The sequence below is a fragment of the Gottfriedia sp. S16(2024) genome, from assembly GCF_050473765.1.
Taxonomy (GTDB): Bacteria; Bacillota; Bacilli; order Bacillales; family Bacillaceae_G; genus Gottfriedia.
In genome coordinates this window covers 2,373,306-2,388,577 of sequence record NZ_JBFLUO010000001.1, presented here as the reverse complement: position 1 = coordinate 2,388,577, position 15,272 = coordinate 2,373,306, and the positions used below count along the sequence as shown (strand labels likewise).

Sequence of the window (15,272 nt, the reverse complement as noted above, 5' to 3'; positions counted from 1 at the left end):
ACGCAATTCAAGAAAAACATAAAACCCACAAGGAACATAACCTTGTGGGATTTCATTATAATTTTATCCAATTTTCAAATAACCTACTGAAGGAACGAAAGAATATCCTTGATTTATAACCATATCTGTTATTTCTGTCGTTTCAGTATCTCTGACTTGATGAAACAATTTATATTTTATTGATTTTACTTTCTTTCCTCTTAAGACATTATTTAAATAAATTAACTCAATTTCTAAAAAAGGTATTCTGTACTTTAAATTATTCGTGATTCTATTTGTGATTAGTTCATTAAACTCAATATCGGCATTATTAACAGAATTTATTTTCATATCCCCTACTAATTTATTCTGTTTATCAGTAAACTCACTAATAATATATTCGATTTCCACTTTTGATAGGGAACGAGTTTCTTTTAATGGCAATGTAACTTGATTTGTTTTTTCTTTACTAAATAGTCGTTTAAAAAATTTAATCATAGTCCCGTCCTCTTCAATTTTTCTTATTTATATTTTGTCATGATTAAACAAGATTGTAAAAATAATTTTTTAGGCACTAATACTATTCTATTATTAAACCGAAAATCCTTTGTAGAATTGCTGCTCTTTTAAAATTTTTAAGACAAAACTTAATAATTCCAAGACTCAGGGATTTAATTCGAAAATAACAGACCTAATCAGATAAAAAACACCTAGTAATAGGTGTTTTTACTCTGTTTCACACGCATAATTATCATGATCACGATCCAGTTGTGCTTGGTACGCTTTATTCCCTTTTGGTACTCCATTTGGATAGATTTTTCTTAAGTCCGTGCAATTTTTAAAATACTGTTTATTATTTTTAGACGAATTATTCGTTTTTGTTTGATTGGTTTTATTTTTGCTCCATAAACCAACACCCAGCTACTTAGCAGTTGCTTGTAAGCTTCTTAGCTCTGCTTCATAGGAATAATTACCATAATCTTGAACTACTCACCACTTAACACCTTTACTGGTTGTTTGAAGTGGGAGATTCTTGGGAACTGAGCATACTTGCAAGTGTTATTTCTTTGCCAGCAGAGGTTTCTCATATTTGCCAAGCTATCCCCGTAGATTCCTACGGTTCTATGGTTATTTATGCCAAAGCCAATGCTCGTAAGCCTTCAGCTAGGATATTTTTACTGGCATTTATATCTCGATCGTGATGTTGATGGCAAATAGGACAGGTCCATTCCCTGATTGCAAGAGATTTCTTGCAATCTTGGTACCCACAATCAGAACATATTTGGCTGGATGGAAACCATTTACTTACTTTCATGATTGTTTTACCATACCATGTAGCTTTGTATTCTAATTTAGATACAAATGCAGACCATGATACATCAGAGATAGATTTGGCTAATTTGTGATTACGTATCATTCCCTTAATTTTCAAGGTTTCAATACAGATTATATCGTGGTTTTTGATGATTTCTGTACTCAACTTGTTAAGGAAATCGTCACGTTGATTCAATACTCTTTCGTGTAATCTAGCGACTTTTCGTTTTTGTTTCTGATAGTTTTTTGCATCAAAAAGATTAACCCCATTCTTTTTAGCATGTAACGCACGTCTTGAAAGTTTTCGCTGTTCACGTTTTAGTTTCTTTTCCATTTTGGCAGTAAATTTATTGTTGTCAATTTTTCTTCCGTCAGACAAAATGGCAAAATCAGTAATGCCTAAGTCGATACCAATCGATGATTCAGCTTTCACCAGTGGTAGTACGTCTACTTCTGCAAGAATGGATACAAAGTATTTACCACTCGGAGTACGTCTAACGGTCGCATTTAAAACACGACCATGTACTTCACGACTTTTAGCAAAGCGAACAAGACAAAGTTTAGGGAGTTTTATTTTATTTTCGACAACGGCAATATTTCCATTCGTTTCTTTTGTTGTATAGGATTGAACTTGATTCTTTTTAGACTTAAAGCGTGGTGCGTTATTCTGCTTGTTGAAGAATCGTGAATAAGAATCGCTAAGGCTTTTCAGTGAGGATTGAAGAGCAATGCTGTCAACTTCTTTTAGCCATATTAACTCTTTTTTCAACTGTGTTAATTCAGCAGAACAAGAATTGTATGTTAATCCTTTGCCAGTTTCTTTGTATGCATCTTTCCATTGACCTAAAAAGCGATTGAATATAAAACGACTACATCCGATTGTTTTAACAATTAGGGTTTCCTGTTCTTTAGTTGGATAGATATGGAATTTATATGCTTTATTGACTAGCATTGTTTTCACCTCACTTCATTACAACTAACACAAGATGGTAATATATTAAGAATACAGATTATCGCTATCTAAAATAATTGTAACCTCAGCCCTTATCTTACTTAAGACTGAATAGATCATTGAGATATGAAACGGGCAACAAAAAAAGCCTTTAAGCATACGCCTAACCGACATTCAACTACCACCTATTACTGGTGATGTTATCACACCTTCACGTAATTGAGGAAGGAGTCTTCTTTCGGAAAATGATAAAATAAGTCTTTTCATGCTTTTCCCCCAATTATTCTTGTTACAACATTATTTTAACAATAAATACCAATCATGTATCGAAATTTAGGGGGATTTTTCAATTTTAGTGAACTTTACTTTGTATTATGTATTTAGGAATATAATGATCTCCATAAATAAAACGTTACGTAAGCCTCCCAGCCCTTCCATTTTGTAGCCATCTTCTTAATTTCTTCAATTGAAGGTTTTTTCTCTAATGATAGTTGATTTTTTAATGCATTATGTATTCCTACATCGGCAATTGGAAACGCAGATTTCTCTTGTAAACATTTCATCAAAACGTAATCAGCAGTCCAGTTCCCAACTCCTCTAATTTCTAATAACTTATTTAACTTTTTCTCGTATGAAATTAAACGATTGAGAGATTCTTTTGAAATGAATCCTTCTGTCATTAATTTTGCAATCCCAATCACATATTCCGCTTTTCGTGTTGTAAATTTCAGACTAGTTAAATCAGAAACTTCAAGTTTGGATATTACATCTGGAGTTGGAAATAGCCAAAAAATTTCATCATTCCATCTAAAGCTTTCTCCATATTTTTCAACAAAGCTTCTTTTCAGAGAAAACGCAAATGACAGATTGATTTGTTGCCCCATAATTGCCCATGTAAATGCTTCAAATAAATCCGGAATTCCAATTATGCGAAGGCCAAAATGCTGTTCAATTAGCAACTGTAGCATTTGATTCTCTTTACTTAATTGATAGAATTCGGTTAGGTCTCTGTTTAAATCAAATAATTCCCATATAAAGGCTGCTGAAGCTACTTTTATTTCTTCATTTGGATTTTGGTCTGGAAATTCAATTAATAATTGGTTATGTGCACTACTTACTTTTAGTAAAATTAATCTATTTTCTATTTTAATAAGTTTAAAAAAATATTCCCCATTAACTTGATGGACTACCTCATTTTTTGATCTTGCCAAAAATACTAAGCATTCTTTAAAACTAAAATCTTTTGGTGTTAAGATGGATACTGAATTCTTATTTTTATCTAATACAAGTGATTCATTGAATTCTTTATACATATTAATCACCTCTTTCCACTAGGTTAGTCATTCAAAAAGTATATACTTGAAGTTTTTTCGTTAGTTGAATTTCATTGAATAACGTTTCATAAATTAACAGTTTCCCTATCTTGCTGTACGGACTTACCCCTCTGTGATAGATAACTATGTAAAATCATGCCAATCATTATAATAACCATTCCAAACCAAGAAATAATTGATGGAGATGCTGATGATAAGAAGATCATTTCACCAATTACCGTGAATAATACTTCCATGGATTGGGTTGCTTCTACTGCACCTAATTTTTGCATATTTCCCCTTACTAAATCAGTAGCTTGAAAAAATAATACAGTAGCAATTACTCCCGATGAGATCGCTACCATTAATGATTGTGATACTTGGTTTTGACTTGGTAGTCCTACAGTATATAAACCATAGATTGATAGGATGATCCAAAACGGTAAACTTGCTAAAGTCATTCCTAAAACGCGTTGATATACATCCAGCTTACCATCACATATTTCCATCATTTTCCGATTGCCAAGTGGGTATGCAAATGAGGCAATAATAACTGGTAAAATACCTGTTAAAACTGTTGAAATAGCTATTTTTGTAGCTAACTCAACTTGCATTAATAAAATACCAAATATGATTAGTAAAGACATTCCCAATCCTTTAAAAGGAATTTTCCCACGTACCTTTCGGGTTCCATTTGATGTTTGAACTGATATGAAGAAAAATGGTGCTAATAGAGACCCAGATAAAATCGTTATCTGCCATGAACTAGCTATTAGCCATCCTGGAGAATAAACTGCTGCAAGACATATTGGTGCATAAAATAAACCGAATCCAATTGTTGACCATATAATCCAACTTTTTAATTTCCCTCTCATTTCTTTCAATAAATCATAAAAATTTCTTCTAGCTATTACAATGATTAATAAAAAAGGAACCATAAAAAAGTATCTTAAAGATGCGCTCCAAATCCAACTTCCACCGGATAATTCCATCGAGCGGTTTAAAATAAATGTGATTGAAAAGAAAAATGCCGCTAATACTCCTAATAAAATCGGGCGCATATTACCACCTCTATAACGTTTTCAATTATCTTTTACGATAAAATGATTTTCGGTTGAAACTTCCTTTAGTTTATTTCGCAAAAATTCAGGGTATAATTCAATTTCTTCCAGATTCTCTATCCTTACCCATTTAAAAATTAATCGATTACCTTCCTTACCGTAAAATGATCCATTCATTGTACTAGTAAGCTTATTCTCTGATTTTATTTTATAGTAAAGACCAACTTCGTGAATATCATTTCCTTTATAAGAAAAGAAATTTTCTACTGTCCACATCATCCGATCAATTTCAACTTCAATTCCTAATTCTTCAATAAACTCCCTTTTTAAGCTTAAATGTGATTCCTCATTGAATTGTATTCGCCCACCAGGTAAAGACCAAATTGTGTCAGTTGCTAGTCTATGAATTAAGACATGACCATTTTCAATCCAAATACCCGCAACCCTTAAATTAAATACTCTGTTCTCTGATTTAAATACAACATCCATGATTAATACCTGACCTTACATATTTTGTTTAGAGGATTTTTCAACTAAATGTACTCCTCCAACCCACCAGTCTATTCCAACTAAATTCATTCGATTTGTTCTTCCCGTTAGTACGTCTAATCCCCATCTAGTTAAACCAATTTTTGCTTTAGGGTTATGTTGTTTATAACTTGGTAATTCACTGTCACTACTTATTAATGGGTAATCACCTTTCATTAATTCATTTAGAATAGCTGCAAAATATAAATCGCTTAATCCATCATTTGTTCTTTGTCTTACGAGCTTATTAAATAGTTCTGCAAAAGAGTTGATACCTTCATTGATCATTGATAATACTAAAAATTCTATTTCATTTAATCCATTTTGTTGAGAAGGAAAATATGTCATATGATTTAATAATGCGTGCTTTAAAAACGGAAGCGCATGACATTTTTGAATAAATTCATTCAGTTCATCTAAATTATCTGAACAATAAGCTTTCCATCCAGCACATGCTTCTTCTATTTGTACGTTTGTAATTTCCTGTCTAGTTGGAAGTAATTCAATTAATTGTTCTGTTGATAATTGACCTAATCCGTGAAATGGTACAATGCCTTCATATTCATTTATACTAACCATCGAAATTTTTTGAAATCCTAGTGCCGATAATTCCGATAATAAATAGAGGATCGTCACCTGATCGTATCGATCATGTTCGAACCATAGAACAACTTCCTCAGAACGAGATAGTTCATTTAATAATTGATATTGGCTTTTGCAATTTTCAATAAAAAAACTCAAAGGAATTTGTAGTTTTTGTTCAAAGAATTCTGCTCTTCTTTTATATGTTTCTTCTAAAGTCCAATCTTGATGAAGTGGTCCAAAATCATACATTTCTCTCCATACGACCATATTACCATTTAAAGATTTTAGTTTTCCTCCAACAACATCACCATTTACAATATGATTCATCTATTCATCTACTCTCCCCAATAATTTAATTAAAAAGAAAATACATTACTTTATAATTGATGTAATGTATGATAACAAGATCATTTAATTAAGTTCTTAATTCTTCTTACCAATCGTAGATTCCTCTTATCTATTTTATTTTTTATCAAAATAAAAAACCACCTATAAATAGGTGGCGAGACATCTTCTTATTAAATAGTTTTTTTAGTCAGATTACTTTGAATGTCATTGCAACATTTGAATTCTGACCAATAGTCTTTATTTAATCTCTCTTTTTTGTTTTTTTCTACTAGAAGACATCTCAACACCAGTTTCAGATGTTGTAGTCCCTTGACCTTGTACATTTGGTGATCCTAAGCCTACTCTAGATGGATCTTTTTTAGTTTTTCCCATATTAATCACCTCCATCTTTACTTTTTCTAAACTTAAACTTCTTTATTCAAAGAATATTTTTCCTGTAAATTGCCAATCTTATATATCTGAGGAGGTGTTTTTTATGGCTAGAATCGGAGTAGAACAATCTTTAACGAATGTCCAAGAAGCATTACGTTCAGCGGGACATGATGTTGTTGAATTAAAACAGGAATCAGATGCAAATGGTTGCGATTGCTGCGTAGTAACAGGACTTGATTCAAATGTAATGGGAATGCAAAATGTAGCTACACAAGGATCAGTAATCGAGGCAAGTGGCTTAACAGCTGATGAAGTTTGTCAACAAGTTGAAAGTAGATTACAATAACAAATTACAACAAAAGTTATATCTTAAACATTCTAAAAAACTCGCCAATTGGCGAACTTTAAAGTGATGACAAAAAGCGCAGTTGCACTTTTACATAATTCCAAAATATGCAACTACTTCGAGTCCCCTTCGTCGCTTTAAATTTTAGCTTTCTAATGTGCAAAAAAGGGTAAGCCTTGCTCACCCTTTTTTCAAATTATAAATTTAATCCACCGTACAACAAAGCTCCCATTACAATAAAAGCCGGATGAAGCTTTACTTTCTCCATTAATATGTAACTGATCACTGCTAAAAACAAAAACTGTCCAATACCAATTTGAAAATATGAATCATGAAATGAATTATAAGCCATAACGCCAAGTAAAACTGCGATTGTTGGCTTAACGTAAAGAGTCATTCGCTTTACTTGGATCGAATGACGATATTTATACAAAATTCCCATTAAAGTCAGCATGAGGATTAATGACGGTGCAACTGTAGCGAATACAGCCAAAAATGAACCTAGTATACCACCTTCATGGAATCCGATATACCCTGCCATTTTCGTAGCAATCGGTCCAGGTAGAGAATTCCCCATAGCAAGAGCCTCATTAAATTCTTGATGCGTAAGCCATCCTCTTGTGACGACTTCTTTTTGAATAAGAGGAATTGTTGCGGGGCCTCCTCCATACCCTAAAATATTAGCAACAAAAAACGCCCAGAAAATGTTCCAATATATCATTATGCAGACAGTCCTTTTGATTTTTTACCTTCAACTGATTTGGCTGGCTTAACGACCGCAAATAACAGAAGCCCACCAATAATAAATCCTGGATGTATATGAAAATATTGCATTAAAACAAGTCCTACTAAAATATGTCCGATTGTAATAGGCCATTTTAGCCCCTTACCGGAAGCTTCTACAAATTGCCAAGTTAGCACAGCAAGCATGACTCCAACTACTGGGACAATTGCTTTAGTCATTCCTTGCACCCATTTTAGATCTTTAAAAGTTACTAGAGTGGTCAATAAAACAACCATTAAAATAATGGTCGGCAGAATCGTTGCAATTATTGCATTGATCATTCCAATTTTACCGCCTACTTTAAACCCAATGTATCCAGCCATTTTTGTATTAATAGGCCCTGGCAGTGTGTTTCCAATAGCGAGCACATCTCCGAATTCTTCATCAGTCATCCATTTAAAACGTTCAACCACTTCTTTATGTACTAAAGGAATGGTCGATGGTCCACCTCCGTATCCAAGCATGCTGCTCCTAAAAAAGGCGATAAAGATATTTAACTGTTTCATAAAATCCATCCCTTTAGTTTATCTTTCTTTTAGTTTGCAATAAGACAAGAGCACTTCACACAATTGCCACATGTTTTTTTCTTAACTGGATTAGGTTGATTGACCATGTTCATTAAAAGCGAGGACTCCACATTACAAAACGAGCATGTCTCACCAGTTTGAGTTCTTTGAATTCGAGGCATTTCTACTAACTTTAAGGCTTCTTCCATATGTTTGTCGCATACTAACAACATATCATTCACTCCCGCTCTTAAAATTGGATTTTATGGTGTAGATGTCACTTTCTTTTTCGGATGATCTAATTTTCGTTTTTTTACTTCATCTGTTACTTCTTCGTTCCATGAAATCGTTACATCTTCGTCAGTGATGAAAGCTTGGCATCCTAAACGAAACCCTTTGCTTAACCATTCTTCACCAAGCTTTCGACGCTCCTGCACTTTTATATGATCAACAGTCCCCTCTTCAATTTTACAAACGCAGGATCCACAAACGCCTCCACCACATCGATTTGGCAGTTCCCCATCAAATCGAAGAGACATACGTAAAATATTGGAGTTTTCCGGTACTTCTAATACTTTTCCACTAGTAGCAAAATTCAGTTTCGGCATAATTCAAATCCTCCTCTTTACCTCTTTGGTATACAATATACCATATTTATAATTTTCTGACAATATAAAAATTTCATATAATAAGCTATTTTTCTTAATTTATATTACTCTATTTGTTTTTATATACCGGTCTGATATAATATTTTGTATACCAAATACGTCTTAATTTTCAAAAAACGGGGTGATCAATGTGCTTACTATTGGTTTAATTGGATATGGAGCAATCGGACAAGATATCGTCAAATATATAAACGAAGGCAAGGCTGGAGATGTATTATTAAAAGCGGTTCTCGTACGAAGTAAGGATCAATACAAATCGCATATAAGCGATTTATTTTACGACAATGAAGAGGATTTTTTCGGATTGGGATTGGATATTATTATTGAAGCTGCAGGTCATGAAGCTGTCTATAAGTATGGGAAAAGGGCGCTATCTTCTAGTAGTGATTTTATCATCGCTTCTGTAGGTGCCCTAGCAGATGATGCATTATTAGCAGAACTAGAAACTGCTGCAAAACTTACTAATAGCAAGATTATCATCCCTTCTGCGGCAATTGCCGGATTGGATCGTGTTGCTGCTTCAATGTTACAGAGCGTTGATGAAGTAAAACTTGTAACGAGAAAACCACCGAGTGCTTGGCGAGGAACAATTGCAGAAGAAAAGGTAGATTTAAACACAGTTAAAGAGCCCTTTTGCATTTATAGTGGCGTTGCTAGAGAATCTTCTAAGCTTTTTCCGGAAAGCACAAATGTTTCAGCAACCTTAAGTCTTGCTGGAATCGGATTTGATAAAACAAAAGTTCAAGTTTATGTAGACCCAAGCATAACCAGCAATACACACCAAATTTTCGTAAAGGGATATTTTGGTGAAATGGAAGTGAAGGTGCAAAATATTCCTTCATCTACTAATCCGAAGACGGGATATATTGTAGCAATGAGTATTTGTAATACTTTAAAAAATAGAACGTCTTCTATCGTTATTGGGACCTAGTATTTTCCTTTTACTATTTGTGAAATACGAAACTAAAATAAAAAGCCCCCTTAGTTTAGTCAGTCTAACTAAAGGGGTTTTATTATTTTTTAGAAAAATGATTTTTTCCAGACAAGAAAAGAGATGAAAACATCCACAAACTATTTTATGTCGTTTTTTCTTTTCTTTTTTCTATGTAGTTCATATACGCACGTCTAGAATTTTCGATATGAATTTTCGTTAAATACTCCGACATTTCTATTTCTTTATTTCGTACTGCTTTCATTATTTCAATATGTTCCCTCAATGATTCCTTACGTCTCCCAGGTGTTTCGTACCCCATATTAGCAGACATATGGATATAATCTGTTAAGCCTGATAAAATTTCAAATAGCTTCGGACTTCTTGCTGCCTTATATAGTAGGAGATTCATTTCGATATGCTCGTTCTCAAATGTCTCGTCAGAGTGTTCCTCAATATAAAGAAGCTCTTCGATTTTTTGATCAAACTCTTGTTGAATTTCGTCCGTCATTTTTTTAGCAGCTAATTTTGCTGCTAACACTTCTAGCGAAGATAAAATTGTAAATACTTCCATAATGTCTTCATCAGAAATATTCGAAACGATGACACCTTTACGTGGAACCGTTTTTACAAACCCTTGTGATTCTAAGCGGAATAAAGCTTCTCTAATAGGTGTACGACTAATGTTTAGCTTAACAGCAAGTTCCCGTTCAATTAAGCGATCACCTGGCTTATAATGCCCTTCTAAAATCAATTCTTTTAAATATCTATACGCATGTTCCCGGATTGAAAGAAAATTAGTTTCCATCTCCATTCCATTCACCTGCCTCCCATTTCTTGCCTATTTTAAAATAGTGTATCATCATTTTGTTAAAAGTAAATCGATATTTCTATTATAGTATCTTTTAAATAAGTAATCGAGTAGATAGGTGGTAAAAAATTCCACTTAACCATTTATACGGGTCTTTGCTTTATAGTCCTTTTATCTCTTATACCTATATTTTGATAAGTAGATCTTCTCATAGCTAACTAGTTTTATTGCCTACAAATATGAACTTTAATCCCAGTTATTTTACTATGCGAATGTCTGTAAACCAAAAAAGGCGATGTAGGAACAACACCTAACCGCCTCCAAAGTATTATTTTTTAATGTCCGCATCAGTAACAACTTCATAACCGTCATTTGAAAGGAACTCTTGCAATGCTAGTAAAGCAGCTGTTCCTACCGCTGTATCTTGCTCTCCATTTCCACCGCTGATCCCCACGCCACCAATGACTTCTCCATTCACTACAATTGGAAAACCGCCGACAAAGATTGCAAATTTTCCATTAAGCATATGTTGGATTCCAAATGCTTCATTGCCCGGTAGAGCTGGGCCGTTTGGTTCTGTATTAAATAAATGAGTCGAGCGTTTATGCCCTGCTGCCGTATATGCTTTAGCAATAGCAATTTCAGGACCCGTAATACGAGCACCATTCATTCGTTCAAGTGCAATGACATATCCTCCGTCATCTACAATAGCAATCGTCTCTGGAACGTTGATATCCTCAGATTTCTTCTTAGCAGCTTCAATCATTACCTTTGCTTCATCTAGTTCTAATTTTAAAATTTTTTTCATTTATACCCCTCCTTTAGTAACCGATATAGACTGTTTTTATTTGTGTAAAGAATTCAAGTCCAACTCTGCCAGACTCACGGAATGTAGAAGTACTAGAGCGTTTTACTCCACCAAATGGTGCATTCATCAAATTACCTGTCGTTGTACGATTTACTTTAACTGTCCCTGCTTGAACATCTTTTGTAAATTGATGAGCGAGTTTCAAATTATTCGTAACAATCGATGCAGATAATCCATATTCAACATCATTAGCAATTAATATGGCTTCTTCATAGCTTTCTACTTCAATTACAGCAACTACTGGGCCGAAAATTTCTTCTTTAGCAATGCGCATATCAGGCTTTACATTCGTAAAGATCGCAGGTTCAATATAGTAGCCGTTTTCGTATTTTCCGTACGTAAGCTGTTGACCTCCATAATCAAGTGTAGCCCCTTCTTCTTTACCAATTCCTATATACTTCAAAACGTTATTTAACTGCTTTTCGTTTGCTAGTGGTCCAATAATGACACTTTCGTCAAAGCCGTCGCCAATTTTTAAAGCACTTGTTTTATCTACTAATTTCTGAACAAATTGTTCCTTTACTTCCTTCATAACAATTACACGACTAGTGCCTGTACATGCTTGACCAGTAAGGTGAAATCCCCCATTCACAGTTAAGTTAACTGCTAAGTCTACATCTGCGTCATCCATTACAATTAGAGGATTTTTTCCACCAAGCTCCATTTGTGTTCTTGTAGTAAAGGATGTGTTTTTATGAATATGTTCCCCAGCACTAGTAGAACCAGTGAAAGTAACGCCTCGTATAGCAGGATGTTTAACTAATATATCCCCGATATCGGATGAACTTCCTGTTACAAAATTGATTACTCCTTTTGGTATACCAGCTTCATGTAGCGCCTCAACGAGTCGAAATGCAATTAAAGGTGTATCAGATGAAGGCTTGAAAACAACTGTATTTCCAGTTATTAATGCCGGAGCAATCTTTCTCGATGGAATGGATAATGGGAAATTCCACGGTGTAATGACAGAAATAACACCAAGTGGCTCCCTTTCTGTTGTGACTCTCATATTTGGATCATCATTTGGGAACGTTTCCCCCGTAAAACTTTGTCCCTCTATTGCATAATAACGAAGCGTTTCCGCTGATCGAAGCACCTCCTGTTTGGCCGCACTTTTCACTTTTCCTTCTTCTCGTGTTAATTCCTCTGCTAGTTGTTCCACTCTCTGTTCAAGTATTGCTGCCGCCTTATTTAAAATGGCAGCACGTTTAGAAGGTGGAGTTTGTGCCCACGCAGGAAATGCCTGGTGAGCTGCATCAATTGCTTGTTTCACGTCTTGTTCTGTCGATGCTTGAAATGTACCAACAATATCTTCTTTATTAGAAGGGTTAACGCTTTGGAACGTTTTATTATTTACAGACTCGACCCAACTTCCAGATATGTAATTTTTATAAGTTTCTAGTTTAGTAGTTAGCAACTTTATCATCCTTTCTGAACAAGATGGCAGTTCCCTAGACGGAAACTGCCATTTTATTTTCTAATTATTATGCTTGTACTAAAGCACCTAAATCTTTTTCAAGATATTCTCTCCATAATCCATCCATATACATGCGACGCATTTTTGCACCAGTACGAACTACTTCTAAGCAACGTTGTTGTAGCTCAGGAGTATCAGCATGGTCAAGTACAATTTTGTATCCACGCTCTCCGTGAATTTCATCTGATACGATGTGTAAGTCGAAGAATTCAATCTCCTCATCTGTAAAGTTGTACTTCTCACGTAATGCTGGAGTTTGCTTACGATAAATGTCTGGAACTTGAGATTCAAGCCCTACAACTAACGCTGCAGTTGCTACTACGAAGTTTTCACGTGCTGCTACCGCAAAACACCAGCTTTGTAAACCTAACGTTGTTGGAGCCATGTTATTAGGATCCAATACACGCTCACGAGTTGTTCCGCAAGCTTCTGCAAATCGAATTAATAAGTCTGTATGACGATCGCCAGCGATTTCTTCTTCATACATGTTTTGTAATGTGAAATCTTTTGCATCTTCATATTTTGGTAAGTTTGGAGTGTTATGGTAGATATAAGCTAAGTAATCTGCAAAAGGTCCAACATAATGGTAGTGATTTTCAGCCCAGCGAGCGAAGTGACTACGCTCTAATTTTCCTTCAGCCCATGCTACAGTAAAAGGTGCTTTTTGGCTGTGGTTCCCTTTAATCGCTTCTTCTAATTCCTTACGAAACTCATCTTTAGATAATAATCTAGTCATCCAAACTCCTCCTCCAATATGTTTATGTAGTTTAATAGTTTTGTTAAACAATCGAAGTATACCAAATCACTGAAAACACTGATAAAAACTACTTAAATCGAGTGATTATTTGTATTTTGTATTTGGTATACCAACTAACTTTATAGTAACCCATTGTTTTTTGTTTGTAAATACATTTTAATTAAATTTTCTAATTTTTCTAAATTCGAGAAATTGCTCTACCATATAACGAGAGCGACAATGGTAGAGACTATTAAGCCTGTAGCAACAGGAAGTAAGTTTTTCCTAGCTAACTCTAAAACATTCACACCACAAAAACTAGCAACCGCTACCAATGATGACCACGCAATTAACGTTCCACCACCTGTCCACACAGATCCCATTTGACCGATTGCTCCTAGCGTTCCAGGTTCCATACCAACTCCAGGGGCTAATGCTCCTGATAAAGCTCCAACTAGCGGTAATCCAGAAAAGCCTGAACCTTCTAACCCAGTAATCGCTCCAGTAATTAATAGACCAAATGCCGTTAAAACCGAATTATGTGGAATGATTGATTGACCAGCCTGAACTAAATCAACTAAGAACGCTGGCTTTGCTACATTTTCTCCTAAGGAAAAAATGGTACCACTAAAATCCGAACTGCCTAAGAAGAAGAATGCTGCAATCGGAATAACTGGTCCCATTGCACGAAATGCAAATACGAATCCTTCTGTAATATGCTCACTAATTTTATCAAGAGCTTGTAAACGACGAAACGCTACACATGTTACGACTAACAACATAGTCGCAACACCACCGATAAATGCTGCACCGTCTCCTCCTTCAAAACCACTCATTTTACCATTACCGATTTTCGTTGAAAACATAAATATGATAACTGCTAGTAGTGATAGTGGGACTAATACAGCAAAGATTTTCCCCCATTTTTCACGTTCTCTTTCATCCACAGTAGCTTCTGTTGTAGCAGCTATTTCATTTGCGGAAGAGTTTTTGTTTGCAAGTGATTGTAAATGTCGCAATGAAGCTTCACTTTCTGATTTACCGATCGATTTGCGTTCAGTAAAGTACGTAATCGCGATTGCCACTCCCCCTGTAATTAAAGAGAGAATCATGACCTTACCTGATACAGCTGATGTTGGAATACCTGCAGATTTTGCAGTAAGCATAGGAGCAATCTGCATAATATAGTCCGAAGATAATGCCATACCTTGTCCTGCAATCGAAACAACCATGGCACAAGCAATTGGCGACAAACCAGCACGAATAGCCGCAGGTACTAATAACGTACAAATAAGCGGAACGGCAGGAGTCGGCCAGAAGAATAAAGAAATGACGTATGTGACGACTAATAGAACAGCAAAAGCAATATGTCCGTTTTTCATTACCTTTTGCATCGGAGCTATCATTCTTTCATCTGCACCAGTATCTTTTAAGGAATGTAATAAAGCCACCATAAAAGTGATGATTAAAAAAATCGTAAATAACTCCTTTGCTGCTACAAGATTTGCATTGAACAACGCTTGAAATCCACCAACCACTGATCCTTTATAAGCAACAGAAACAAGAAAGGTTCCAATGATGGTAGGCAATACAACCCCTTTTCGAAATAGCATAGTCACAATTACAACAAGTGTCATGATACCATAAAGCCAGTGAGCAACAGTTAAATCCATAAACCCCACCCTCTCATTTA

17 protein-coding genes and 1 pseudogene are annotated in these 15,272 nt (G+C 34.9%); 2 read left to right on the top strand and 16 right to left on the bottom strand.

Going from position 1 to position 15,272, the window contains the following annotated elements; all coding sequences use genetic code 11:
• Positions 1 to 63: 63 nt before the first annotated feature.
• The 8 genes and pseudogenes from AB1282_RS11160 to AB1282_RS11125 all read right to left on the bottom strand — a co-directional run bounded on the left by AB1282_RS11160 (position 64) and on the right by AB1282_RS11125 (position 6,452).
• Positions 64 to 477 (bottom strand): hypothetical protein, encoded by a 414-nt coding sequence (locus AB1282_RS11160; RefSeq protein WP_056471864.1) that lies wholly within the window; start codon positions 475 to 477, stop codon positions 64 to 66.
• Between the two features lie 228 nt (positions 478 to 705).
• Positions 706 to 825 (bottom strand): annotated as a pseudogene (locus tag AB1282_RS11155) (excalibur calcium-binding domain-containing protein); the annotation flags it as partial.
• Between the two features lie 286 nt (positions 826 to 1,111).
• Positions 1,112 to 2,245 (bottom strand): IS200/IS605 family element RNA-guided endonuclease TnpB, encoded by a 1,134-nt coding sequence (gene tnpB, locus AB1282_RS11150; protein WP_429899100.1) that lies wholly within the window; start codon positions 2,243 to 2,245, stop codon positions 1,112 to 1,114.
• 380 nt (positions 2,246 to 2,625) lie between these two features.
• Positions 2,626 to 3,558 carry a DNA-3-methyladenine glycosylase family protein gene (locus AB1282_RS11145; protein WP_056471859.1) on the bottom strand — a complete coding sequence of 311 codons (933 nt, stop codon included), beginning with the start codon at positions 3,556 to 3,558 and terminating at the stop codon, positions 2,626 to 2,628.
• An 86-nt stretch (positions 3,559 to 3,644) separates the two neighbouring features.
• Complete coding sequence (locus AB1282_RS11140) at positions 3,645 to 4,619, bottom strand: DMT family transporter (RefSeq protein WP_056471856.1); 975 nt, start codon at positions 4,617 to 4,619, stop codon at positions 3,645 to 3,647.
• Positions 4,620 to 4,640: 21 nt separating this feature from the next.
• The gene (locus AB1282_RS11135) at positions 4,641 to 5,108 is read right to left on the bottom strand and encodes an NUDIX hydrolase (protein ID WP_056471853.1); all 468 of its coding nucleotides are present in this window, start codon (positions 5,106 to 5,108) and stop codon (positions 4,641 to 4,643) included.
• Between the two features lie 15 nt (positions 5,109 to 5,123).
• The gene (locus tag AB1282_RS11130) at positions 5,124 to 6,059 is read right to left on the bottom strand and encodes a DUF1835 domain-containing protein (RefSeq protein ID WP_429899099.1); all 936 of its coding nucleotides are present in this window, start codon (positions 6,057 to 6,059) and stop codon (positions 5,124 to 5,126) included.
• Positions 6,060 to 6,317: 258 nt separating this feature from the next.
• Positions 6,318 to 6,452 (bottom strand): YuzL family protein, encoded by a 135-nt coding sequence (locus tag AB1282_RS11125; protein WP_082459488.1) that lies wholly within the window; start codon positions 6,450 to 6,452, stop codon positions 6,318 to 6,320.
• A 103-nt stretch (positions 6,453 to 6,555) separates the two neighbouring features.
• On the opposite strand from AB1282_RS11125, the gene AB1282_RS11120 reads away from it, so the two are divergent.
• Positions 6,556 to 6,798 (top strand): YkuS family protein, encoded by a 243-nt coding sequence (locus AB1282_RS11120; RefSeq protein WP_056471845.1) that lies wholly within the window; start codon positions 6,556 to 6,558, stop codon positions 6,796 to 6,798.
• A 196-nt stretch (positions 6,799 to 6,994) separates the two neighbouring features.
• On the opposite strand, the gene AB1282_RS11115 is transcribed toward AB1282_RS11120, so the two are convergent.
• The 3 genes from AB1282_RS11115 to AB1282_RS11105 form a co-directional block, all read right to left on the bottom strand.
• Positions 6,995 to 7,519 (bottom strand): chromate transporter, encoded by a 525-nt coding sequence (locus tag AB1282_RS11115; protein WP_056471842.1) that lies wholly within the window; start codon positions 7,517 to 7,519, stop codon positions 6,995 to 6,997.
• Positions 7,519 to 8,088, bottom strand: coding sequence for a chromate transporter (locus AB1282_RS11110; RefSeq protein WP_056471840.1), 570 nt, complete (start codon positions 8,086 to 8,088; stop codon positions 7,519 to 7,521). Before AB1282_RS11110 ends, AB1282_RS11115 begins: the two co-directional genes overlap by 1 nt.
• 263 nt (positions 8,089 to 8,351) lie before the next feature.
• Positions 8,352 to 8,696: a 2Fe-2S iron-sulfur cluster-binding protein gene (locus AB1282_RS11105; RefSeq protein WP_056471833.1), complete on the bottom strand. Its 345-nt coding sequence runs from the start codon at positions 8,694 to 8,696 to the stop codon at positions 8,352 to 8,354.
• Positions 8,697 to 8,886: 190 nt separating this feature from the next.
• On the opposite strand from AB1282_RS11105, the gene AB1282_RS11100 reads away from it, so the two are divergent.
• Complete coding sequence (locus AB1282_RS11100; RefSeq protein ID WP_429899098.1) at positions 8,887 to 9,687, top strand: aspartate dehydrogenase; 801 nt, start codon at positions 8,887 to 8,889, stop codon at positions 9,685 to 9,687.
• A gap of 145 nt (positions 9,688 to 9,832) precedes the next feature.
• Here AB1282_RS11100 and AB1282_RS11095 read toward each other — a convergent pair whose 3' ends face one another.
• The 5 genes from AB1282_RS11095 to AB1282_RS11075 all read right to left on the bottom strand — a co-directional run bounded on the left by AB1282_RS11095 (position 9,833) and on the right by AB1282_RS11075 (position 15,252).
• Entirely contained in the window at positions 9,833 to 10,501 is a 669-nt protein-coding gene (locus AB1282_RS11095; RefSeq protein ID WP_056471828.1) for a GntR family transcriptional regulator, read from the bottom strand.
• A 325-nt stretch (positions 10,502 to 10,826) separates the two neighbouring features.
• A complete protein-coding gene (locus tag AB1282_RS11090; protein WP_056471825.1) occupies positions 10,827 to 11,306 on the bottom strand; it encodes a GlcG/HbpS family heme-binding protein in 480 nt (159 codons plus the stop codon).
• 13 nt (positions 11,307 to 11,319) lie between these two features.
• Positions 11,320 to 12,792 (bottom strand): aldehyde dehydrogenase family protein, encoded by a 1,473-nt coding sequence (locus AB1282_RS11085; RefSeq protein WP_429899097.1) that lies wholly within the window; start codon positions 12,790 to 12,792, stop codon positions 11,320 to 11,322.
• A gap of 58 nt (positions 12,793 to 12,850) precedes the next feature.
• Positions 12,851 to 13,579, bottom strand: coding sequence for a TenA family transcriptional regulator (locus AB1282_RS11080; protein ID WP_056471818.1), 729 nt, complete (start codon positions 13,577 to 13,579; stop codon positions 12,851 to 12,853).
• A 218-nt stretch (positions 13,580 to 13,797) separates the two neighbouring features.
• Positions 13,798 to 15,252 (bottom strand): hypothetical protein, encoded by a 1,455-nt coding sequence (locus tag AB1282_RS11075; protein WP_056471816.1) that lies wholly within the window; start codon positions 15,250 to 15,252, stop codon positions 13,798 to 13,800.
• Positions 15,253 to 15,272 lie beyond the last annotated feature (20 nt).

What these genes read in the sequence shown, in the direction of transcription:
- AB1282_RS11160 (WP_056471864.1), bottom strand. Translation starts at nt 477, where the DNA reads ATGATTAAATTTTTTAAACGACTATTTAGTAAAGAAAAAACAAATCAA.
- tnpB (WP_429899100.1), bottom strand. Translation starts at nt 2,245, where the DNA reads ATGCTAGTCAATAAAGCATATAAATTCCATATCTATCCAACTAAAGAA.
- AB1282_RS11145 (WP_056471859.1), bottom strand. Translation starts at nt 3,558, where the DNA reads ATGTATAAAGAATTCAATGAATCACTTGTATTAGATAAAAATAAGAAT.
- AB1282_RS11140 (WP_056471856.1), bottom strand. Translation starts at nt 4,619, where the DNA reads ATGCGCCCGATTTTATTAGGAGTATTAGCGGCATTTTTCTTTTCAATC.
- AB1282_RS11135 (WP_056471853.1), bottom strand. Translation starts at nt 5,108, where the DNA reads ATGGATGTTGTATTTAAATCAGAGAACAGAGTATTTAATTTAAGGGTT.
- AB1282_RS11130 (WP_429899099.1), bottom strand. Translation starts at nt 6,059, where the DNA reads ATGAATCATATTGTAAATGGTGATGTTGTTGGAGGAAAACTAAAATCT.
- AB1282_RS11125 (WP_082459488.1), bottom strand. Translation starts at nt 6,452, where the DNA reads ATGGGAAAAACTAAAAAAGATCCATCTAGAGTAGGCTTAGGATCACCA.
- AB1282_RS11120 (WP_056471845.1), top strand. Translation starts at nt 6,556, where the DNA reads ATGGCTAGAATCGGAGTAGAACAATCTTTAACGAATGTCCAAGAAGCA.
- AB1282_RS11115 (WP_056471842.1), bottom strand. Translation starts at nt 7,519, where the DNA reads ATGATATATTGGAACATTTTCTGGGCGTTTTTTGTTGCTAATATTTTA.
- AB1282_RS11110 (WP_056471840.1), bottom strand. Translation starts at nt 8,088, where the DNA reads ATGAAACAGTTAAATATCTTTATCGCCTTTTTTAGGAGCAGCATGCTT.
- AB1282_RS11105 (WP_056471833.1), bottom strand. Translation starts at nt 8,696, where the DNA reads ATGCCGAAACTGAATTTTGCTACTAGTGGAAAAGTATTAGAAGTACCG.
- AB1282_RS11095 (WP_056471828.1), bottom strand. Translation starts at nt 10,501, where the DNA reads ATGGAGATGGAAACTAATTTTCTTTCAATCCGGGAACATGCGTATAGA.
- AB1282_RS11090 (WP_056471825.1), bottom strand. Translation starts at nt 11,306, where the DNA reads ATGAAAAAAATTTTAAAATTAGAACTAGATGAAGCAAAGGTAATGATT.
- AB1282_RS11085 (WP_429899097.1), bottom strand. Translation starts at nt 12,792, where the DNA reads ATGATAAAGTTGCTAACTACTAAACTAGAAACTTATAAAAATTACATA.
- AB1282_RS11080 (WP_056471818.1), bottom strand. Translation starts at nt 13,579, where the DNA reads ATGACTAGATTATTATCTAAAGATGAGTTTCGTAAGGAATTAGAAGAA.
- AB1282_RS11075 (WP_056471816.1), bottom strand. Translation starts at nt 15,252, where the DNA reads ATGGATTTAACTGTTGCTCACTGGCTTTATGGTATCATGACACTTGTT.